Consider the following 19,393-nt stretch of genomic DNA (forward strand, 5'->3'; position numbering starts at 1 on the left):
GCTGTCATGGCGGACTCGAGTGCTGCCACGTGGGCTGGGTGTGCGGTAGGTGGCCGCTCCGAGTAGTACCGCACAAGCTGAAGATGTGCAGGTCGGTGGCAAGTCCCTTAGCGGGTGGCCAGGTCGTGGAGCAGTGCTCTGAGGTTGTGGCCTTCGGGCGTTTCGTACCAGCGCAGGTGGCCCAGAAGCCAGTCGTTGTAGGCGATTTCGGCGTTGCGGGGTTCCTGGGGAATCGTGAGAAAGTAGTCGATTTCGGAGAGTTCGTAGCCGATGTGTGCCAGTGGGAGCAGATCCGGTAACAGTTGGCTTTCTGCGTGGTTCAGCGGACGAATGGACTGGTAGCCCTCGAACAGGGCCGTGATCTGGTCCGTGCGAACGTTGGCGGGGCCACCGTCGCGGAGCGAGATCCAGTCCACGGCGGTGCGTTCCACGGCGGTGACGAGGTCGAAGACGGCGGTGGTGCGGTCGGACAGGCCGAAATCGATCACCGAGGTCACCTCGTGGTCGCGCCAGAGGAGATTGGTCGGGTGCCAATCGCCATGCGTCCATAGGGGTTCGACGGTGGTGAGGTCGGCGCGGAGGTCGGGGACTTCCGTGCGCCAATCGCGGTTGGCGAGGAAGGCCGCGAGAGCGGGCCGGCGCGCGATATGCCATTCGAAGGCGTCGATGACGTCGCTGTGCATGCTGGCGAGCAATGGACGGACGGGACGTGTGGGTGCGTCGAAACCCTCGGCGGCCGAATGCAATCGGGCCAGCATCGTGCCTGCTGCGGCGGCGTCCTCGATATCGCGGAACGGTGTCCAGGAAAAATCTGCGCGATACCGATCGTCCCCTTCCCCCAACCGATGCACCTCGTAGACGAACGCACGATGATCGGCGTGGCTGCCACCTGCGCTATCGGGCTCTGTGGACTCGACGCCGCACCGATGCTGTCCGAGTTCGTCGCGGGACGCAGCCGCTCGCAACTCGGACCCGGCGACGGTGCGCACTTCCGGGACCGGAATCCCGCGTGCTCGCAGGTGTGCCATGAACCGGTGCTCCTCCGCCAGGGCACCCAGGTCACGCAGCGCACTCGGCAACCGTTTGACGACTAATCGCTCACTGCCGGTACGCACCCCAACCGTCGCGGAAAGTGGTCGCGCACTGCGCCATTCGATCGTCGCCCCATCGAAGCCCCACGTAGCCGCGACGGCCGAGGCGGCTTCGGCTTCGGTGAGCGCGGGCCATGTCGGTGCGGCCAGTGGCTCGTCGCCCATTCCGAAAACGCGCTCCTCATCCATCGCTCGGACTCCGTCCGGCCGCCCGGGCCACCCCGCCGCGCCGCCGAATCACCGTCGCCGACCGACGACCACGACACCGGTCGCGGCACCGGCCGCGAGGAACGAGAAGAGCGATGCCGACGTCCACCAGGTCGGGTGCACGCCGAGCGCGTCCTGGATCCCGGTCCACCGGTCGGCCCACCACGACACCGAGCCGGGGTTGCACAGCTGGTACACCACGAAGCCGATCGCCCAGGGCAGCAGCATGATCGGGCGGGCGGGCGAGTTGTCGGACAGGTCCCAGCCGGTTCGGCCGCGCCCGAAGAAGTAGTCGACCACGAGCACGGCGGTGAGGGGAACGAACACCGAGCCGATGAGCAGCAAGAAGTTCGCGTAAGAACTGAAATCGCGCACATTCAGGGCGAAGACGGTGGCGAGCACGCCGACGACGGCGGCCAGGATGCGGCGATCCACGCGCGGCAGCAGGTTCTGCAACGACATGGCCGTGGAGTACACGTTGGCGAAGGACTGGTCGGTCTCGCGCAGCACGAGCACCGCGAAGAACACCCAGCCCGCGGTGATCCCGAGGAACGAGTCGAACAGCTGGTTCGGGTCGCCGCCCACGTGCAGCAGCGCGATGATACCCAGTAGGTAGCACCAGATCTGGGCCACCGAATACCCGATCACGGTGGCACCGCCCGCCACCTTCACCGACCGCGAATGCCGCGTGTAGTCCGCGGCCAGCGGCACGAACGACACGGCGACGGCGAGCGCGGTATCCACAGCGGGAAGGAACCCGGACCAGGAGGTCTGTCCCAGATCCGGCAGCGGCTGCCGCAACATCTGCACGGTGAAATACAGCATCGCGATACCGACCGCCACGGTGACGTAGCGCCGCAGGATCCCCACCACATGCATCGGCCAGATCGCCATCACCGTGCTCAGTACACCGGCCGCGATCACCGCCACCGCGTGCGGCACCCGGTCGCTGGTGAGCGCCGCGATCCCCGCCGCGATCACGGTGAGCTCGTACACACCCCAGCCGATGCACTGCACCACATTGGCCACCGTCGGCAGCCCGGACAGCTTGGTGCCGAACAGCCCACGGAAATTGGCCATCGCGGGCGCACCGGTTCCGGCGCCGACCGCACCGGCGGCGGCCACCATCGACGTGCCGACGATCGTGCCGACCACGGTCGCCAGCACCGCCCCGAGCAGCGGCAACCGGTCGTACCCGGGCGGTTGCAGCACGTAGGTGGCGCCGGTGAACCCGATCAGGCTCACCCCGAGATTGGTCCAGAAGGCAGCCTGGTCGGCGAACCCGAACGTGCGCGGCGGCTCGGTGGAGAGCAGCAGCGGCGCCTCCTGGGCGCGGGGCGAGGAGTCAGTAGTCATAGCAAGAGCCATGCTATGGCCGGGCGGGCGATCCCCTAAGCTTCGCCGTGTGAGCCTGCCCTCCCCCACTGCTGACAATCGTGCCGTCGTCACCGGCGCATCCTCCGGTATCGGCACCGCACTGGCCGCCGAACTGGCCGGGCGCGGCTATTCGCTGATCCTGGTCGCCCGGCGCGGAGAGATCCTGACCGAACTGGCGCAGCGGCTGACGCTGGCGCACGGCATCACCGCCGAGGTCCGCGCCGTCGACCTCGCCGACCGCACCCAGCGCGCGAGCCTGGTCGACGAGCTGTCGGTGCGCGATATCGCCATCCTCTGCAACAACGCGGGCATCGCCACCTTCGGCCCTGTCGCCGAACTCGACTTCGCCTACGAACGCGCGCAGATGGAACTCAACGCCACCGCCGTGCACGACCTGACCCTGGCCGTGCTGCCCGGCATGATCGAGCGCAAGGCGGGCGGCATCCTGATCAGCGGCTCGGCCGCGGGCAATATGCCCATCCCGAACAACGCCACCTACGCGGCGTCGAAGGCGTTCGCCAACACGTTCTCCGAGTCGCTGCGCGGCGAACTCAAGGGCAGCGGGGTCAATGTCACCCTGCTGGCGCCTGGTCCCGTGCGCACGGAAACGCCTGCGCCGGAAGAGGAGTCGATCGTCGACAGAATGGTCCCCGACTTCCTGTGGGTGTCGAGCGAATACACCGCGAAGGTGTCGATCGACGCCCTGGCCCGCAACAAGATGCGCATCGTCCCCGGCCTGATCAGCAAGGGCATGAGTGTGGCGGGCAACTACGGTCCGCGCGCGATGACGGCCCCGATCGCGGGCGCGTTCTACAAGAAGCTCGGCGGCTGACAGCTCACTCGACGGGCAGCAGGGCTTTCGCGGCGGCCGTGATGATGGCGTCGGCAACCGCGTTCAGCGCGGGCGAATCCAGCTTCCACTGCTGCCAGTAGAGCGGCACGTCGATCCGCGCCCGGCCGTTGATGTTCACCAAAGTGCCTGCGGCCCGGTCGGTTTCGGTCTGCAGGTCGGGCAGCATGCCCCAGCCCATGCCGAGCCGGACCGCCTCACGGAACGCGGTGGAGGACGGCACGAAATGTGTCGGCGGATCGGCGGGCTGCTGGTTGGCGGCGCGCAGGTGGCGGGCTTGCAGGTCGTCGTTGCGGTCGAACTGGATCATCGGCACGTGGGTGTAGGAACCGGGTCGCGCGCCGTCGGGGAACCAGTACTGCGCGAAGTCCGGCGTGGCGAGCGCCTGATAGCGCATGGCGCCGAGCGGTCGCACCCGACAGCCCTGCACCGGGGTGGCGGTGGAGGTGATCGCCGCCATCACCGTGCCGTCGCGCAGCAACCGGGTGGTGTGTTCCTCGTCCTCGCGGTGCAGTTCCAGACAGGCGATGCCGGCGATCCGCGACACGGCGGGCAGCACCCACGTCTCGAGCGAGTCGGCGTTCACCGCGATCGGAATGCGGGCGGGTCGCCCGGCCGGCCGGTCCGGCTCGCCGAGTTCGCGCGCGGTATCGGCGGCGAGCACGTGCACCTGCCTGGCCAGTCGCAGCACGGCGAGTCCCGATTCGGTGGCCCGCACCGGTTTCGACCGCTGCACGAGAATGCGACCCGCCGCGTCCTCCAGCGCCTTTATCCGCTGGCTGACGGCCGACGGCGTGAGGTTCAATCGGCGAGCCGCCGCGTCGAAGGTGCCTTCGGTGAGCACGGCGTCGAGCGCACGTAGCTGGTCGAGCTGCAGATCCACATCAGCGATTCTAATGGTTCTGCAGAATTATTAGCTGGACTGAATGTAGCGAGGTTCCTAGCGTCAGGGATATGACGACATCGTCGGCCGCAGTGGCCGCGCTCTCCGGGTTGGGTTTCGGGCTCTCGCTCATCGTCGCGATCGGCGCGCAGAACGCGTTCGTCCTGCGACAGGGCGTGCGCGGCCGACACATCCTCCCGGTGGTCGCGGTGTGCGCGCTCTCGGATGTGGTGCTGATCGCGGCCGGGGTGGCCGGGTTCGGCACCGTCGTCGAGTCGTTTCCGGCGGTCGTGACCATCGCGCGGTGGGCCGGGGCGGCTTTCCTGGTCTGCTACGCCCTGTTCGCCGCCCGGCGGGCGTTCGGGTCGTCGGCACTGCAGGCCGACCTCACGGGCACCTCGGCGGCACTCGGCGCCTCGGTGCTCACCTGTCTCGCGCTCACCTGGCTCAACCCGCACGTCTACCTGGACACGCTCGTCCTGTTCGGCTCGTTCGCCAGCACCTGGGCGCCCTCGGAGCGCTGGTTCCTCGCGGCCGGGGCCATGCTGGCCAGCGTGCTGTGGTTCTTCGGCCTCGGTTACGGCGCGAGTCGACTCGGCCCGCTGTTCGCGAAACCCCTCGCCTGGCGCATCCTCGACTCGCTGATCGCGGTGGTGATGCTCGCACTCGCGATCGGTCTCGTCCTCGGCTGACTCAGGACTGCGACGACCACGGTGTCACCGGTGGCTTGACCCACAGCAGCTTCTCGTCGGCATGGGCGCGGCGTGCGGCCTCGTGGTCGGGGTTGCGGGCGGCCCACGCGTCTTTCTGATCGAGCAGGTCGGCGACCACCCGCCACGTCTCGTCGGTACTCGGCGGATTGGTCTCGGCGGCACGGGCGAGCTTGCGCAGCGTCGGCGCGGGCAGGGCGAGCAATTCGGCGCTGCTGATGTCGCGAGCCCACAGGTAGGCAGCCAAGCGGCGGGCCTTGGCGACGCGGCTGGCTGTCGCCGCGTCGGAATGCGCGTGATCGGGTGCCTGATCGGCGCTGTCTGGCACGAGGGCATTCTAACGGCGAACGCCCGCGCCCCGGTCTTCCCCAAACCGGTGCGCGGGCGTTGCTGTGTTCTCCAGTGCGTATCAGTACGCGCTGTTGACGTTGTCCATCGAGCCGTAGCGGTCGGCGGCGTAGTTGCAGGCCGCAACGATGTTGGCCACGGGGTGCCACACGTCGAAGGGGGTGCCCTCCACGTGGTAGGCGGCGAAGGTCGGGTCGATCACCTGGAGCAGGCCCTTGGAGGGGATGCCCGCGGCGGCGTTGGAGTCCCACAGGTTGATGGCCTGGGGGTTACCGGTCGACTCGCGCATGATGTTGCGCATGATGCCCTCGTAGCTGCCGGGGATGCCCTTGGCGGCCATGATGTCGAGGGCCTCACGGATCCAGCCGTCGAGGTTGTTCGGGTACACCGGCGCCGCGGGGGCGGGCGCGGGCATGGGGGCGGGCGCCGGCTCGGGAGCCGGGGCCGGGGCGGGCAGCACCTCGGGGGCGGGGGCGGGCACGGCCTCCACGGCGGGGGCGGGGGCGGCACCGACGGCCGGGATGGCCTCGGCCTGCTCGACGACCATGGCGGCACGCTGCGGGACGCTGTCGTCGGCGAAGGACACCGCCGAGGACGCGGCAACGGCCACCAGGCCGACCGCGGCGACTGCCACGGTGAACGCCTCGCGGCGGTGGCCGATCATGGAGTTGAGCTTGTCTTTGACGATCATGTTCTTCTCTGTTCCTTCATCTCTGTCTGGCGACCGCGAGGCCCCGGTGGGGGCGCGGTGGACCGCGCAGCGCGCGCAGCGGCGCACGCCGGTCAGGCGATGTGTTGTTTCTGTCGGTATGGGAATGTGCGACGCTGTGGTGACGGAGACGCTCGATGGCTGTCCCGCTCGTCGCACGGTGCTCCACAGCTGGCTGCGGGGAGACCACGCGCTGTTCGGTATCCGGGTTCCCGGTGGCTAACCAAACCGCAGGTCTGTTTGTGACCTGATGACAGAATGGTCACGGTAGGTTAACGCGAGATGAACGAAATCTGAACGGCAGGTGCTGGCGATCTTGGTCGCTTCTACCGGTGGTTGCAGAATCGTTATGTATGCAGGGGGTTTAGAACCGCGACGACCGTGGTATGGGTCACAGAAAAAGTTTGCCCGAATCAGGTTTCCTGGCTGTTCGCGGTGGCAAAACGGGCGCGCGAGGCCCCGAAGATAACGATCGATGACGAGGCTGGCAGACCGCAAAAAGACCGCATCCCGGCAGTGGTAACTGCCGGGATGCGGTCTGCTGTGCGCCATCAGGGACTCGAACCCCGAACCCGCTGATTAAGAGTCAGCTGCTCTGCCAATTGAGCTAATGGCGCTTGTTTCGCTCCGCTCCGCGGGGCGTTTGCTCCGCTCTGCGGTGCGGAAGAAACATTAACAGGCCCGAGGGCGAAAAGTGAAATCGGGCTCTGACCAGCACCGATGCCGGACGGTTCGCAGTGTTAACAGATCGGGCCCCGGCACGTATCTAACGATTGCCCACTCGGGTCGTGTCGCCGCGCTTTCGACGTTGGTGGCGACCGGGCGGGCTGGCAGAATGGCGGGGCGTCGGTATGGAAACGGGGTTGGACATGGGTAAGAAGCGGGGGAAACCTCGGTCATTGCGGATGATCGTTCCGGTGGCACTGTTGGCGGTTTTCGCCCTCGGTGCTTCCGCGTGCTCGTCGGCCGAGGGTGCCGGGGTCGAGGTGGCGATCGACCGTAACCCGATCACCGAACTCATCAAGCCGAAACTGGTCTCCGAGATCAAGGACGGCCAGGTCGGCGTCTCGCCGGGGATGCCGCTGAAGTTCCAGGTGCAGGACGGCAAGTTCACCGAGGTGAAGCTGACCAACCAGCAGGGCACGCAGGTGTCGGGTCAGCTGGCGCCCGACGGGCGTTCGTGGGCCACCACCGAGGTGCTCGGTTACGGCAAGACCTATCAGCTCTCGGCGGCCGCGATCGGCCTCGGCGGCGCGAACTCCTCCACCCTGAGCTTCACCACGAGCTCACCGAACAACCAGACCAAGCCGTACCTGATGCCCGGCGAGGGCGAGGTGGTCGGTATCGGCCAGCCGGTGGCGATCCAGTTCGACGAGAACATCCCGGACCGTCGCGCCGCGCAGGACGCCATCAAGATCACCACCGAACCGCCCGTCGAAGGCGCGTTCTACTGGGTGAACAACCGCGAAGTCCGTTGGCGCCCAGAGCATTTCTGGAAGCCGGGTACGCGGGTGAACGTGGAGGTGAACGTCTACGGCAAGGACCTCGGCAAAGGTCTGTACGGCCAGGACAACATCACCTCGCACTTCACCATCGGTGACGCGGTGATCTTCACCGCCGACGACAACACCAAGCAGGTGACCGTCGAGCGCAACGGCGAGGTGATCATGACCATGCCGACCTCGATGGGCAAGGATTCCACGCCCACCGACAACGGCATCTACATCGTCGCCGACAAGCACGAGAAGATCATCATGGACTCGTCCACCTACGGTGTCGCGGTGAACTCCGCCGACGGCTACCGCACGCCGGTGGACTACGCCACGCGGATCTCCTACAGCGGCATCTTCTTCCACTCGGCGCCGTGGTCGGTGGGTCAGCAGGGTTACTCGAACGCCAGCCACGGCTGCCTGAACCTGAGCCCCGCCAATGCGCGCTGGGTGTACGAGAACGCCAAGCGCGGTGACATCACGATCATCAAGAACACGGTCGGCGGGACGCTGTCGGGCGTCGACGGGCTCGGTGACTGGAACATTCCGTGGGCGGAGTGGAAGGCGGGCAACGCCGACGTCTCCTGACCCCATACAGCCGAAAAAAGGCCGCCGGATGTCTCCGGCGGCCTTTTTCGTGTCCTGGATCAGACCGGGGTGGGCAGATCGGCGCAGTCCATCATGGCCTCGCCGGCCACGGCCATGGCGCTGCCGAGGGCCCCGCAGAGGATGCGTCCACCGAACAGCAGGCGGTCGAGGTTGGGCAGGCCTGCCGAGCCGGTGCCGGAGGAGCCGGTGGTCTCGAGCCCGCCGGTCGATCCGCTCTGCGCCGATCCCGTTTCGGGCGGTCCCGGCAGTTCCATGCCGCCCGACGGGGTGGCCGTGAAGTCGGTGAGTGGCAGGCCGGGGGTCTGCGCCGCCGAGGTGCCTGCGACGGGGCCGAGCACGGTGGCGGCCGCGAGGGCCACGACGACGGTGGAACGCTTCATCAAGGGTCTTTCCGGTCGAACGAGGATATGGCGGCCCACACATTTGGGCAGCCGTCCAGAGTGTAGCGGTTCAAACGTGACCTGCGTCATGAAGCGGATGTGGGCTCCTACAACGAAGAAGGCCCCGATCCACAGGATCGGGGCCTTCTCTTCGGGGTGACCGACGGGACTCGAACCCGCGACAGCCAGGATCACAACCTGGTGCTCTACCAACTGAACTACGGTCACCATCACCGGCTTGCACCGGCGCGGTAAATACTAGCTTGTACCGGCCCCGATGCCCTAATCCGCTGGTCGGGACCCTGTTCCGGTGACGTCGACGGCCTCGGTGACCGCCGCCGCGATGCTCGCGATGTCGGCCGAGGACGGGCCGGGCGGCGCCACGAAGGCGGTGCGCCGGTAGTACTCCAGCTCGCGGATGGACTCCTTGATGTCGGCCAGCGCGCGGTGCGCGAGCCCCTTCTCCGGCTGACCGAAGTAGATGCGCGGGTACCAGCGGCGGCACAGTTCCTTGATCGAGCTCACGTCGACCATCCGGTAGTGCAGGTGCGCGTCCAGCTCGGGCATATCGCGCGCGATGAAGCCGCGATCGGTGGCGATGGAGTTGCCGCACAGCGGCACCGTGCGCGCGGCGGGCGCGTACTGGCGCACGTAGTCGAGCACCTGCTCCTGGGCCTGCTCGAGGGTCACGGTCGAGCGCCGGACCTCCTCGGTGAGACCGGATTTCGCGTGCATGTCGGCGACGACGGGTGGCATGCAGGCCAGGGCGGCGTCATCGGCGTGGATGACGATGTCGACACCGTCACCGAGAATGTTCAGGTCGCTGTCGGTTACGAGCGCGGCGATCTCGATCAGCTTGTCGCTGTCGAGACGGAGCCCCGTCATCTCGCAATCCATCCAGACCAAGAGTTTGTCGGACACCCGAGCCACCCTAATGGGGTATCGGCGCGCCTCGCCGACAGGTGTGTCGCGCGGGCGCGGCGGAGGTGTTTGCCGACGACACCCGCCGAAGGCCACCACAGGGGTGACCGGCACGGATACAGTTTGCCTGAGATTGTCCGTTCATGTTCTTGCGATCGAGACGGAGGACGCGATGACCACCCCTCAGGAGAAGGCGGCAGCGGCTCGCCTGGCAGCCGAAGAGGCGGCGCGCGTCGCCGCCGAGGCAGCCGCCGCGGCGGAGGCCGCCGAGCGGGAGGCGGCGCAATCAGCTTCGGCGGCAACGTCACCCGACGCCTCGGCCGGGTCGGGCGCCGCCGCACAGATCGCGGCCGGTTACGCCTTCGACGGTCAGGCTCTGGAGCTGGGCACCGTTGTCGTCGACGGAACCACCGACCCCGCTGCGCGCGTGCGTATTCCGTTGCGCATGATGAACCGCCACGGGCTCGTCGCGGGGGCGACCGGCACGGGCAAGACCAAAACCCTGCAGGGCATCGCCGAACAGCTCTCGCGGGCGGGCGTTCCCGTGGTGCTCGCCGATGTGAAGGGCGATCTGTCGGGTCTGCGCGACCCCGGTGCCGACAACGACAAGATCCGCGCTCGCGCCGCCGAGACCGGCGCGAGCGACTGGGCGCCGAGCGGTTTCCCCACCGAGTTCGTCTCGCTCGGCACCGAGGGCATCGGCGTGCCGATCCGCGCCACGATCACCTCTTTCGGCCCGATCCTGCTCAGCAAGGTCCTCGGCCTCAACGACACCCAGGAGTCGACCCTCGGGCTGATCTTCCACTGGGCCGATCAGCGGGGCCTTGCCCTGCTCGACCTGAAGGACCTGCGCGCGGTCATCACCCACCTGACCAGCCCCGAGGGCAAGGAAGACCTCAAGGGGATCGGCGGGGTGTCCAGCCAGACCGCCGGGGTGATCCTGCGTTCGCTGGTGAATCTCGAGGCCGAGGGCGGTGACACGTTCTTCGGCGAGCCCGAACTCGATCCCGCCGATCTGGCCCGGGTCGTCGACGGGCAGGGCGTCATCACACTGGTCGAACTGGGACAGCAGGCGGCGCGGCCGGCGCTGTTCTCCACATTCCTGATGTGGGTGCTCGCCGAGCTGTTCCAGACGCTGCCCGAAGTGGGTGACGTCGACAAACCCAAGCTCGTCTTCGTCTTCGACGAGGCGCATCTGCTCTTCGCCGACGCCTCCAAGGCGTTCCTGCAGCAGATCGAGCAGACCGTGAAGCTGATCCGCTCCAAGGGTGTCGGTGTGTTCTTCTGCACCCAGCTGCCCACCGACATCCCGAACGCGGTGCTGTCGCAGCTCGGCGCCCGCGTCCAGCACGCGCTGCGCGCCTTCACCCCCGATGATCAGAAGGCGCTGGCGAAAACGGTTCGCACGTATCCGAAGTCGGAGGTCTACGACCTCGAGGAGGCGCTCACCAGCCTCGGTACCGGTGAGGCGATCGTCACAGTGTTGTCGGAGAAGGGTGCCCCGACCCCGGTTGCCTGGACCAAGATCGTGCCGCCGCGGTCGCTGATGGACACCATCGGTGACGACGCCATCCGCTCCGCCGCGGGGTCGAGCTCGTTGCAGGGCAAGTACGGGCAGAGCATCGACCGCGAATCGGCCTACGAGATGCTGCTGGCCAGCGTGGCTGCCGCACCCGCACCGGAAACCGCCCCGCCGCCTGCCGGACCGGACGCGGATTCGGCGGCCGAACGGATCATGAAGAACCCGGCCGTGAAGAGCTTCCTGCGCTCGGCGGCCAGTGCGGCGGGGCGCGAGATCAGCCGCAGCCTGTTCGGCACCCGGCGACGCCGGTAGTCAGCTCTGCTCGACCGCCGAGGCCACCTTGTCCGAGAGCGACCGCAATGCCGCGGCTTCCTGACGGGTCATGTTGTCCACGAACAGCTTTCGCACCAGCTCGACATGTTCGGGCGCGGCGGCGCGCAAGACGTCGCGCCCGTGGTCGGTCAGCGTGACGACGACGCCGCGTGCGTCGTCGGCGGCCGGGGCCCGGCCGACCAGCCCCCGCGCCGCCATCCTGGCCAGTTGCTTGGACAGCCGCGACTTGTCCCAGCACACCTCGGCGGCCAGGTCCCTGGCACGCAGACAGCCCTGCGGTGCGGCCGAGAGCGGAACCATCAGCTCATAGTCGGCCATCGACAGCCCGTGCCCGGCCAGCCCGGCCGACAGCGCCGCGTCCAGCCGCTGCCGCATCCGGATGAAGGCCTGCCAGGTCTGCTGCTCTTGCTCGGACAACCATCGGGTCACGGGAATGATCCTAGAGCCACATTGGTTGACATGGAAACCAAACAGGTTCCACTCCAGGAGGCGCTTCCCATGCCCGCGATCACCGTCGACGACATCATGGTGCTGCCCCGGCTCCCCCGCCCGGACGTCACCGAAACCCAGCGGCCGGTACGTCAGATCGTCACCGCCCACCGTCAGCGCGAGGGGGCGGGCTTCGAGGTGACGCGCCCGTTCCCCAGCGTCGACCTGCGCGCGGCCGACCCCTTCATCCTGCTCGACCAGATGGGCCCCGTGGCCTATGAGCCCTACGAGGCCAAGGGCGCGCCGTGGCATCCGCATCGCGGCTTCGAAACCGTCACCTACATGCTCGACGGCACCATGGTCCACCACGACTCCCAGGGTGGCGGCGGCGTGATCGGCGAGGGTGACACCCAGTGGATGACGGCAGGCTCGGGCATGCTGCACGACGAACTGCCCGAGGAGAAGCTGGTGATCTCGGGCGGCCGATTCCACGGCATCCAGCTGTGGGTGAACCTGCCGCGCGCCCAGAAGTTCGCCACCCCGCGCTACCAGGACCTGCGCGGCAGCGAGCTCACCCTGGTCAGCTCGCACGACGGCGGCGCCCTGGTGCGGCTCATCGCGGGCGAGGTCGGCGGCTTCGCCGGACCCGGTTCCACTTACACCCCGATCGCCTACGCGCACGCCTCGATCAGCCCCGGCGCGCAGCTGGAAACACCGTGGCCGCAGGACTTCACGGCCATGGCCTACGTGCTGTCGGGCAGCGGCACGGCGGGCACCGACCGTCGGCCGATCCACACCGGACAGCTGGTGATGTTCGGCAAGGGCGAGGCCATCACGCTCACCGCCGACACCACACAGGACTACGGCGACCTCGAAGTGCTGCTGCTCGGCGGAAAACCGTTGCGCGAGCCCCTGATCCAGTACGGACCGTTCGTCATGAACACCCGCGCCGAGATCATCGAGGCACTCGAGGACTTCCAGGCCGGACGGATGGGCACCGTGCCCGCCGAGCACCTCACGGGGCGCAGGCTCGGCGAGTAACAGTCGAGGCACACGCGGTGCGGTTGACAAGCGGGGGCCCCGTCATGAAGGTTGACTTCGCCGCCCGAGGCGTGTGTCCGGGCCAACATCCGAACCGCAGCAGACATAGAGGAATTCATGAACGTTCGTCGGCTCACTGTCAGCCTCGCCGCCGTAGGCCTCGGCCTGCTCGTCGCCCCCGCCGCTCAGGCGAATCCGTTGGTGACGGGCTCCGCGGGCACCGGCTCGTCCAGCTTCGACTCCCTGCTCGGCGCCACCGGCTCGGCCAACCTGGTCCAGTCCGGTTCGGCCGGCGGTGCGTTCCGCAGCTGCGACGAGGCGATGGCCGCAGGCCGCGCCCCGCTGTTCCGCGGCGAGGCGGGCTACTCCCCCCACCTCGACCCCGACGGCGACGGCCTCGCCTGCCCCACGCAGTAATTTTGGAGCGCTGGCGCGCTCGAGTTGGTGCGTTTGAATACAGAAACACCCGATGTGGCTTGTGCCGCATCGGGTGTTCTGTGTTTGTGGACCGCTCAGCGGCGGAAAAGTTTGACCAGGACCAGGCCCGCTACGAGGGCACCCGCGCCGATCAGCGTGTATTTGACCTTGGGCTCGCTGAACTTGGCGACCACGATCGCCTTCGTGTCGTCGGCGATCCGCTGCGGATCGGCGCGCACCGCCAGTTCGTCGAGCGTGGTCGCCAACCGGGCGCGCGCGATCTCGATCTCGCGTTCGATCCGGTCGGTGTCGTCCTTGGCCACCGTCACCTCCAGGTATGTGTCTGTGCTCGCCCGAGTCTATCCATGCCGTCAGCGGACCCGGTCGGTTACCGTGCGGTGGTGACCGACAACCATCGCCTCTCCCCCGGAGACACCGCCCCCGATTTCACGCTGCCCGACGCCGACGGCAAGGACGTGTCACTGTCGGACTACCGTGGCCGCAAGGTGATCGTCTACTTCTACCCGGCCGCCTCGACCCCCGGCTGCACCAAGCAGGCCTGCGACTTCCGCGACAACCTCGCCGAACTGAACGAGGCCGGGATCGCCGTCCTCGGCATCTCCCCGGACAAGCCGGCCAAACTGGCCAAGTTCCGCGACGCCGAGGGCCTCACCTTCCCGCTGCTGTCCGACCCGGAACGCACCGTGCTGCAGCAGTGGGGCGCGTTCGGCGAGAAGAAGATGTACGGCAAGACCGTCACCGGCGTGATCCGCTCGACCTTCCTCGTCGACGAACAGGGTGCGATCGAGGTGGCCCAGTACAACGTGCGCGCCACGGGCCACGTGGCGAAGCTGCGCCGCGACCTGTCGGCGTAGCTACTCGGCGAAGGTGCGGATGAACACCTCGAAACCGTCGAGCATCCGCGCCAGCCCGAATTCGAAATCGGCACGGGCCCAATCGAAATGGACCTCGCTCTCGCCGTCGAACGCCGAGCCCGACATGGCGGCCGTGACCGCGGGGAACCGCTGCGGGTCGAGTACGCGTGCCATCACCGACGCGAAATCGGCACCTTCGACGGTCTGCAGATCACGCAGCATGCGGCGTTTGCCGATGACGTAGACCGACACGTTCATCACCAGCTCGAGCTTCGCCGGCTCCGGCACGCCGGTCCCGGCGAGCGCGCCCAGCGCCACCTCCAGCCAGGCCATATTGTTCGGGCCCATCGGCGGGCGGGCCAGCGGGATGTCGATCCACCACGGATGCCTGCCGATCCGGTCGAACTCGGCGAAAGCCCATTGTTCGAGACCTGCGCGCCAGGAGGTTCCGGCGGGGATATCCGGTGGCGCGCCGACCACGCGATCCATCAGCAGGTCGAGCAGGGTGTCCTTGCTGTCGACGTAGCGGTACAGCGACATGGCGGTGAAGCCGAGTTGCTTGGCCACCCTGCTCATCGACAGCGCGGCGACGCCTTCCGCGTCGGCGACCTCGATCGCGGCATCGACGATCTGGTCGATGGTGAGCGCCCGCTTCGGTCCGCGACCGGCCGGCTGGGCCAGCCCCCACATCAGTTCCACCGCTCTGGGTAACGCCGCTTCGCCGGTCGTCATCGACTCGTCCGCCTCCTTCGCTCTGCCACGACTCTAACCGGCGGCCCTCTTGTGCCGGACAACTGTTTAGCCTATAAACAATATAGGCCATAAACAGTGGCATCGATCGGAGAAAATCCATGGCACCCGAACCACCCGCACTCTCGGTGCGGCAGCTACACAAGTCATTCGGCACCCACGTCGTCCTCGACGACCTCGACCTCGAGGTCCGCGCGGGCACCGTCTTCGCCCTGCTCGGCCCCAACGGCGCGGGCAAGACCACCCTGGTCCGCATCCTCGCCACCCTCACCCGACCGGATCGCGGTGAACTGCGCGTCCTCGGCCACGACCCGGTCGCCGAGGCCGACGACGTGCGCGCGCTGATCGGCGTCACCGGCCAGTTCGCGGCCGTCGACGGTGTGCTCACCGGCCACGAGAACCTGCGCCTCACCGGCAAGCTGCTGCATCTGGGCAAGCCTGAAATCGCCCGCCGCGGTGCCGCATTGCTCGACCGGTTCGATCTCGTCGACGCCGCGGCCAAACCGGTCGACACCTACTCGGGCGGCATGCGACGCCGACTCGACCTGGCCATGAGCCTGATGGGCCGCCCCCGGCTGGTCTTCCTCGACGAGCCGACCACCGGCCTCGACCCACGCAGCCGCCGTGACCTGTGGACCGCCATCCGCGAACTCGCCGCCGAGGGCACCACCGTCTTCCTCACCACGCAATACCTGGAGGAGGCCGACCAGCTCGCCGACCGCATCGCCGTCCTCGACGGCGGGCGCATCGTCGCCGACGGCACCCCGGAGGAACTCAAGCGACTCGTCCCCGGCGGGCACCTGCGGTTCCGGTTCGCCGATCACCTCCTGCTCACCGCGGCGGCGAAGGCGGTGCCGAGCGCACAGGTCGACCCCGAACAACTGAGCATGCAGGTGTCCTCGACAGGCAGCGCGGTGGAGATCAAACTGCTGCTCGACCGGTTCGCCGAACTCGGCATCGCCATCGAGCAGCTCACGGTGCACACCTCCGACCTCGACGATGTGTTCTTCGCGTTGACCGGCCGGACGGCGGTGGCGGCATGAGCGCCATGACCACCGTGCAGGATTCGGTCACCATGCTCGACCGCAATATCCGCCACACCCTGCGCAGCCCGGACACCATGATCATGACCATCGCGCTGCCGGTGATGATCCTGCTGATGTTCGTCTACGTCTTCGGCGGCGCGATGCGGGTCGACGGTGCCTACATCGACTACGTGGTGCCCGGAATCATCCTGCTGTGTGCGGGGTTCGGCGCCTCGACCACGGCGGTGGCACTGTCGACAGATCTGGCCGAGGGCATTGTCGACCGGTTCCGGGCGATGGCGATCGCCCGCTCGGCGGTCCTCACCGGGCATGTCGTGGAGAGCGTGTTGCGCAATCTGGTCACCTCGGCCGTCGTGATCGGCGTGGCCGTGGTCCTCGGCTTCCGGCCGACCACCGATCCGGTGCGCTGGCTCGGCGTGGCAGGCGTGCTCGCGATGTTCGTGTTCGCGTTGTCGTGGTTATCGGCGGCGCTCGGAATGGTGGCCCGTAATCCGGAGGCGGCCAACGGGTTCACGTTCTTCTTCATGTTCCTGCCGTATGTGAGCAGCGCGTTCGTGCCGACCTCGACCATGCCGACCTGGCTGCACACTTTCGCCGAGAACCAGCCGGTGACGCCGGTGATCGAGACGATGCGCGGGCTGCTGATGGGCACACCCATCGGCGACAGCGGCCCGCTCGCCGTGCTGTGGTGCGGCGGCATCGCGGTGGCCGGGTATCTGGCCGCGCGGTGGATGTTCCAGCGCCGCACCAGTTCCTGAGCGGAAACGACACGGGCCGCGCGATCGTCTCGCGCGGCCCGTGTGCGGCTCAGTCGGCCGACTGTGACATCCGGCCAGGCGGCGTCATCGCCTGGGCGGGTTGCATGCTGAGCGGGATGCCGGTGCCCGGCACGGTCTGCACGGCGACCGGGATCTCCGGGACGACCGGCTGTACAGGTTCCAGCGGAAGCGGCTCGTCCTCGGCCGCGTCGCCGTAGAGCTGGGTCGGGTAGTCCAGCGGGAACACCCCGGGATTCACCAATTGCGGGTTCGGTGACACCTTTTCGTAGGGCCAAATGTCGGTGGGCGGTGTCGGGTCGACCGCGAGGCCGCTCCCCGAGCCGATCCCACCGGCCGAACCGGAATCGGCGGCGTCCTGCGCGTGCGGCGCCGGGGCCGGATGTGCCGGTGCCAGGCCGGGTTCGGACGACGCGGCGGTGTTGTCGACCGCAGGCGTGCCACCGTCCATCAGCGCGTAGGAACCACCGACCACCAGCCCACCCGCGAGCACACTCGCCGCCGCGGCGGCCACCGCGGTGCCGCGACGGGAACGCGCGGGCCCGGTGATCGGCACCACCTTGGTGTCACCGAGCGCGACCAGTGCGGCACCGGCAGCGGGCGCGGAGCCTGCCAGCCGGCACGGCAGCACCGGCACCCCGAAGCCCGCGGCGGCCTCGCGCACGGCGGGCGCGTCGGCCGACGAGCCGATGAGCACCACCGCGCCCGGGCGCACCGACGCCGCATCCAGCTGGTCGCCTGCCGCCGCCACCCCGGCACGCAGCGCCTCGGGTGTCGACGGCCCGGTGTGTGAGCACGCGGCGAGCACGCGGTGCCTGCCCGGATCGAGCAGGGTCATCGCCTGGTAACCCGGCACCGCCTCGTAGACGAGCAGGGTGTCGAATTCGTCGAGCCAGGTCATCACGCCGCCGACGAACAGGTGTGCCGACTTGGCCGACACCAGCGACGCCGTGCTCCACGACGTGGTCGCCAGATGGGTGACGATGGCGCGGCGATCGGCGGCGTCGCGGTATCCGACAGCCGCACCGGCGATCTCGTAGTCGTCGCCGAGTTCGGAGGCGAGGGCGTCGAGCGCCACACGCACCGCCTCGGCCGTCTCCGGTCTGCTGTCACCGGCGGTACGGACGGTGCGCCGCAGCACCATCCGGTCGGTGAGGGTACTGCCCGTCTCGGCGAGCGCGACCGCGTGCACGGCTCCACGCTCGGTGCTCACGCCGAGGGTTACCACTGATCCTGCTGCCACCAGTCTTGCCTTCCCCTGTAGCGAAACGATGCCCCTGTGCGACGCGGTGCGGTACCAACCGCGAATCAGCGTGCGGATGCACGCACGCTCATCTGATGATTCGTCACCGGTCACGGGGCGGATGGGTGGGAATCACACCGGTTCCTGACACGCTTCGGGTATGCGGATGTCGTATAGGTCCCTCTAGCGCTAGCCTGGATGGGTGGAAGTACATGCGCAGGCCCGGTCCAAGCAGCACCGCCCGGACCCCGCGCTGGAATTGCAGGACGATCCACAGGAATTGATGCCGCGCAAGCGGCCCACCCAGGAGCGCAGCAAGCGCAAGTTCGACGCTTTGCTGCAGGCCTCGCGAGAACTGCTGGTCGAGGTGGGTTTCGAATCGTTCACCTGTGAAGAGGTCGCCCAGCGCGCCGAGGTGCCGATCGGCACGCTCTATCAGTTCTTCGCCAACAAGTACGTGATCGTCTGTGAGCTGAATCGGCAAGACCTCGTCGCGGTTTCGCGCGAGCTCGCCGATTTCCACGGCGAGGTGCCGTCGCTGGACTGGTTGCGGCACATGAACCAATTCGTCGATCACCTGGCGAATCTGTGGACCACCGACCCGTCGCGGCGCGAGGTGTGGCTGGCGATGCAGTCCACCCCGTCCACCCGGGCGACGGGCGCGTTGCACGAGAAGGAGTTCGCCGAGGTCGTGTCGCAGATGCTGCGACCGCTCACTCCGCGCACGCCCCGCGCCCGGCGCACGATGATGGCCGAGGTGCTGGTGCACGTCGTCTATTCGATGCTCAACTTCTCGGTGCAGGACGAGCAGTCCAACGCCGACGCCGTCGCTGAACTCAAGCGGCTGATGGTGGCGTATCTGCTGGTCGCCGAGAAGGAGTCCAGGCACGCGAAAGGACCCGGGTCGGAGGAGTGACCTCGACCCGGGTCCGGAACGTCTGCGGCGCTAGGAGTTTCCTACCCGCCCCTCGATGAGGTCGGCGAGCTCGCCCGGATCCTCGAGGACGACCATGGCCGCGGCGGTGTCGCCGTCGTGGGTCAGCGACAGGTGCACGCGCACGCGCGGCAGGAACTCCGCGGCCAGGCCGTGCAGTTTGATACTCGGCCTGCCCCACGCGTCGTTGACCACTTCGATCAGCGGATACGGGTTGTCCCCGATCTGCGGGCTGCGCGCGAAACGCGACGACGCCCAGGCTTTGAGCACCGCCTCCTTCGCGGCCCAGCGGGCGGCGAAGCTGCGGGCCGGGTCGGTCTGCTTGCTCTGGCAGTAGCGACGTTCACCGGCGGTGAACGTCTCCCTGAGCATGGCCGACCCGGGCCGCTGCAGCTGTTCGGCGAACTCGGAAATGGTGACCAGGTCCAAGCCGATACCGAGAATCGTCACGA

At 68.0% G+C, this 19,393-nt stretch carries 22 protein-coding genes and 2 tRNA genes; 10 read left to right on the top strand and 14 right to left on the bottom strand.

The features are described 5' to 3' along the window. Positions 1–107 precede the first annotated feature (107 nt). Together NCO8_RS30840 and NCO8_RS24630 are read right to left on the bottom strand one after the other, a co-directional pair. A complete protein-coding gene (locus NCO8_RS30840) occupies positions 108–1,280 on the bottom strand; it encodes a phosphotransferase enzyme family protein (RefSeq protein WP_210740703.1) in 1,173 nt (390 codons plus the stop codon). A gap of 48 nt (positions 1,281–1,328) precedes the next feature. Beyond that, positions 1,329–2,654 (bottom strand): purine-cytosine permease family protein, encoded by a 1,326-nt coding sequence (locus NCO8_RS24630; RefSeq protein WP_067642494.1) that lies wholly within the window; start codon positions 2,652–2,654, stop codon positions 1,329–1,331. A 49-nt stretch (positions 2,655–2,703) separates the two neighbouring features. Between NCO8_RS24630 and cmrA the strand changes: the two genes are divergently transcribed. Then, a complete protein-coding gene (gene cmrA / locus NCO8_RS24635; protein WP_067642496.1) occupies positions 2,704–3,507 on the top strand; it encodes a mycolate reductase in 804 nt (267 codons plus the stop codon). A 4-nt stretch (positions 3,508–3,511) separates the two neighbouring features. On the opposite strand, the gene NCO8_RS24640 is transcribed toward cmrA, so the two are convergent. Continuing rightward, positions 3,512–4,408, bottom strand: a complete 897-nt coding sequence (locus NCO8_RS24640) for a LysR family transcriptional regulator ArgP (protein WP_067642500.1) — start codon at positions 4,406–4,408, stop codon at positions 3,512–3,514. A gap of 71 nt (positions 4,409–4,479) precedes the next feature. On the opposite strand from NCO8_RS24640, the gene NCO8_RS24645 reads away from it, so the two are divergent. Beyond that, positions 4,480–5,100 (top strand): LysE/ArgO family amino acid transporter, encoded by a 621-nt coding sequence (locus tag NCO8_RS24645; RefSeq protein WP_067486088.1) that lies wholly within the window; start codon positions 4,480–4,482, stop codon positions 5,098–5,100. Position 5,101: 1 nt separating this feature from the next. On the opposite strand, the gene NCO8_RS24650 is transcribed toward NCO8_RS24645, so the two are convergent. From NCO8_RS24650 to NCO8_RS24660, 3 genes are all read right to left on the bottom strand, one after another. After that, entirely contained in the window at positions 5,102–5,446 is a 345-nt protein-coding gene (locus NCO8_RS24650) for a hypothetical protein (protein WP_067642505.1), read from the bottom strand. An 81-nt stretch (positions 5,447–5,527) separates the two neighbouring features. After that, complete coding sequence (locus NCO8_RS24655; RefSeq protein ID WP_067642507.1) at positions 5,528–6,157, bottom strand: transglycosylase SLT domain-containing protein; 630 nt, start codon at positions 6,155–6,157, stop codon at positions 5,528–5,530. Positions 6,158–6,719: 562 nt separating this feature from the next. Further along, positions 6,720–6,792, bottom strand: a tRNA-Lys gene (locus tag NCO8_RS24660). Between the two features lie 252 nt (positions 6,793–7,044). Here NCO8_RS24660 and NCO8_RS24665 point away from each other — a divergent pair. After that, positions 7,045–8,253, top strand: coding sequence for a L,D-transpeptidase (locus NCO8_RS24665; RefSeq protein ID WP_067642509.1), 1,209 nt, complete (start codon positions 7,045–7,047; stop codon positions 8,251–8,253). A 59-nt stretch (positions 8,254–8,312) separates the two neighbouring features. Here the strand turns inward: NCO8_RS24665 and NCO8_RS24670 are convergent, their stop codons facing one another. The 3 genes from NCO8_RS24670 to orn form a co-directional block, all read right to left on the bottom strand. Beyond that, on the bottom strand, positions 8,313–8,654 hold the full coding sequence (locus NCO8_RS24670; RefSeq protein ID WP_067486076.1) for a hypothetical protein: 342 nt from the start codon (positions 8,652–8,654) through the stop codon (positions 8,313–8,315). Positions 8,655–8,809: 155 nt separating this feature from the next. Next, a tRNA-His gene (locus NCO8_RS24675) sits at positions 8,810–8,882 on the bottom strand. 54 nt (positions 8,883–8,936) lie between these two features. Continuing rightward, the gene (gene orn, locus NCO8_RS24680; RefSeq protein WP_067486075.1) at positions 8,937–9,575 is read right to left on the bottom strand and encodes an oligoribonuclease; all 639 of its coding nucleotides are present in this window, start codon (positions 9,573–9,575) and stop codon (positions 8,937–8,939) included. A gap of 172 nt (positions 9,576–9,747) precedes the next feature. Between orn and NCO8_RS24685 the strand changes: the two genes are divergently transcribed. Beyond that, entirely contained in the window at positions 9,748–11,409 is a 1,662-nt protein-coding gene (locus tag NCO8_RS24685; protein ID WP_067642511.1) for a helicase HerA-like domain-containing protein, read from the top strand. Here NCO8_RS24685 and NCO8_RS24690 read toward each other — a convergent pair whose 3' ends face one another. After that, positions 11,410–11,859, bottom strand: a complete 450-nt coding sequence (locus tag NCO8_RS24690; RefSeq protein ID WP_067642513.1) for a MarR family winged helix-turn-helix transcriptional regulator — start codon at positions 11,857–11,859, stop codon at positions 11,410–11,412. Between the two features lie 69 nt (positions 11,860–11,928). Between NCO8_RS24690 and NCO8_RS24695 the strand changes: the two genes are divergently transcribed. Together NCO8_RS24695 and NCO8_RS24700 are read left to right on the top strand one after the other, a co-directional pair. Next, positions 11,929–12,900: a pirin family protein gene (locus NCO8_RS24695; protein ID WP_067642727.1), complete on the top strand. Its 972-nt coding sequence runs from the start codon at positions 11,929–11,931 to the stop codon at positions 12,898–12,900. Between the two features lie 117 nt (positions 12,901–13,017). Beyond that, a complete protein-coding gene (locus NCO8_RS24700; protein WP_067486070.1) occupies positions 13,018–13,317 on the top strand; it encodes an excalibur calcium-binding domain-containing protein in 300 nt (99 codons plus the stop codon). 95 nt (positions 13,318–13,412) lie between these two features. Here the strand turns inward: NCO8_RS24700 and NCO8_RS24705 are convergent, their stop codons facing one another. Then, the gene (locus tag NCO8_RS24705; protein ID WP_084457445.1) at positions 13,413–13,646 is read right to left on the bottom strand and encodes a DUF3618 domain-containing protein; all 234 of its coding nucleotides are present in this window, start codon (positions 13,644–13,646) and stop codon (positions 13,413–13,415) included. Between the two features lie 72 nt (positions 13,647–13,718). Here NCO8_RS24705 and bcp point away from each other — a divergent pair, with 72 nt between their 5' ends. Continuing rightward, on the top strand, positions 13,719–14,192 hold the full coding sequence (bcp, locus tag NCO8_RS24710) for a thioredoxin-dependent thiol peroxidase (RefSeq protein ID WP_067642730.1): 474 nt from the start codon (positions 13,719–13,721) through the stop codon (positions 14,190–14,192). On the opposite strand, the gene NCO8_RS24715 is transcribed toward bcp, so the two are convergent. Next, positions 14,193–14,924 carry a TetR/AcrR family transcriptional regulator gene (locus tag NCO8_RS24715; protein WP_067642515.1) on the bottom strand — a complete coding sequence of 244 codons (732 nt, stop codon included), beginning with the start codon at positions 14,922–14,924 and terminating at the stop codon, positions 14,193–14,195. 119 nt (positions 14,925–15,043) lie between these two features. Here NCO8_RS24715 and NCO8_RS24720 point away from each other — a divergent pair, with 119 nt between their 5' ends. Continuing rightward, positions 15,044–15,985 carry an ABC transporter ATP-binding protein gene (locus tag NCO8_RS24720; protein ID WP_067642517.1) on the top strand — a complete coding sequence of 314 codons (942 nt, stop codon included), beginning with the start codon at positions 15,044–15,046 and terminating at the stop codon, positions 15,983–15,985. Beyond that, a complete protein-coding gene (locus tag NCO8_RS24725) occupies positions 15,982–16,746 on the top strand; it encodes an ABC transporter permease (RefSeq protein WP_067642519.1) in 765 nt (254 codons plus the stop codon). The genes NCO8_RS24720 and NCO8_RS24725 overlap by 4 nt, the downstream gene beginning before the upstream one ends. 49 nt (positions 16,747–16,795) lie before the next feature. Here NCO8_RS24725 and NCO8_RS31555 read toward each other — a convergent pair whose 3' ends face one another. After that, positions 16,796–18,007, bottom strand: a complete 1,212-nt coding sequence (locus NCO8_RS31555; protein WP_157105079.1) for a hypothetical protein — start codon at positions 18,005–18,007, stop codon at positions 16,796–16,798. Between the two features lie 283 nt (positions 18,008–18,290). Here NCO8_RS31555 and NCO8_RS24735 point away from each other — a divergent pair, with 283 nt between their 5' ends. Then, a complete protein-coding gene (locus NCO8_RS24735; protein WP_084457458.1) occupies positions 18,291–18,923 on the top strand; it encodes a TetR/AcrR family transcriptional regulator in 633 nt (210 codons plus the stop codon). A gap of 30 nt (positions 18,924–18,953) precedes the next feature. Here NCO8_RS24735 and acpS read toward each other — a convergent pair whose 3' ends face one another. Next, positions 18,954–19,391: a holo-ACP synthase AcpS gene (gene acpS / locus NCO8_RS24740; protein ID WP_067486057.1), complete on the bottom strand. Its 438-nt coding sequence runs from the start codon at positions 19,389–19,391 to the stop codon at positions 18,954–18,956. Between the last annotated feature and the right edge of the window lie 2 nt (positions 19,392–19,393).

The sequence above is a fragment of the Nocardia coubleae NBRC 108252 genome (assembly GCF_001612805.1).
GTDB classification, from domain to species: domain Bacteria; phylum Actinomycetota; class Actinomycetes; order Mycobacteriales; family Mycobacteriaceae; genus Nocardia; species Nocardia coubleae.

What these genes read in the sequence shown, in the direction of transcription:
- NCO8_RS24700 (WP_067486070.1), top strand. Translation starts at nt 13,018, where the DNA reads ATGAACGTTCGTCGGCTCACTGTCAGCCTCGCCGCCGTAGGCCTCGGC.
- NCO8_RS24725 (WP_067642519.1), top strand. Translation starts at nt 15,982, where the DNA reads ATGAGCGCCATGACCACCGTGCAGGATTCGGTCACCATGCTCGACCGC.
- NCO8_RS24665 (WP_067642509.1), top strand. Translation starts at nt 7,045, where the DNA reads ATGGGTAAGAAGCGGGGGAAACCTCGGTCATTGCGGATGATCGTTCCG.
- NCO8_RS30840 (WP_210740703.1), bottom strand. Translation starts at nt 1,280, where the DNA reads ATGGATGAGGAGCGCGTTTTCGGAATGGGCGACGAGCCACTGGCCGCA.
- NCO8_RS24695 (WP_067642727.1), top strand. Translation starts at nt 11,929, where the DNA reads ATGCCCGCGATCACCGTCGACGACATCATGGTGCTGCCCCGGCTCCCC.
- NCO8_RS24735 (WP_084457458.1), top strand. Translation starts at nt 18,291, where the DNA reads ATGCCGCGCAAGCGGCCCACCCAGGAGCGCAGCAAGCGCAAGTTCGAC.
- NCO8_RS24715 (WP_067642515.1), bottom strand. Translation starts at nt 14,924, where the DNA reads ATGACGACCGGCGAAGCGGCGTTACCCAGAGCGGTGGAACTGATGTGG.
- NCO8_RS24685 (WP_067642511.1), top strand. Translation starts at nt 9,748, where the DNA reads ATGACCACCCCTCAGGAGAAGGCGGCAGCGGCTCGCCTGGCAGCCGAA.
- NCO8_RS24645 (WP_067486088.1), top strand. Translation starts at nt 4,480, where the DNA reads ATGACGACATCGTCGGCCGCAGTGGCCGCGCTCTCCGGGTTGGGTTTC.
- NCO8_RS24720 (WP_067642517.1), top strand. Translation starts at nt 15,044, where the DNA reads ATGGCACCCGAACCACCCGCACTCTCGGTGCGGCAGCTACACAAGTCA.
- NCO8_RS24655 (WP_067642507.1), bottom strand. Translation starts at nt 6,157, where the DNA reads ATGATCGTCAAAGACAAGCTCAACTCCATGATCGGCCACCGCCGCGAG.
- NCO8_RS24630 (WP_067642494.1), bottom strand. Translation starts at nt 2,654, where the DNA reads ATGACTACTGACTCCTCGCCCCGCGCCCAGGAGGCGCCGCTGCTGCTC.
- NCO8_RS24670 (WP_067486076.1), bottom strand. Translation starts at nt 8,654, where the DNA reads ATGAAGCGTTCCACCGTCGTCGTGGCCCTCGCGGCCGCCACCGTGCTC.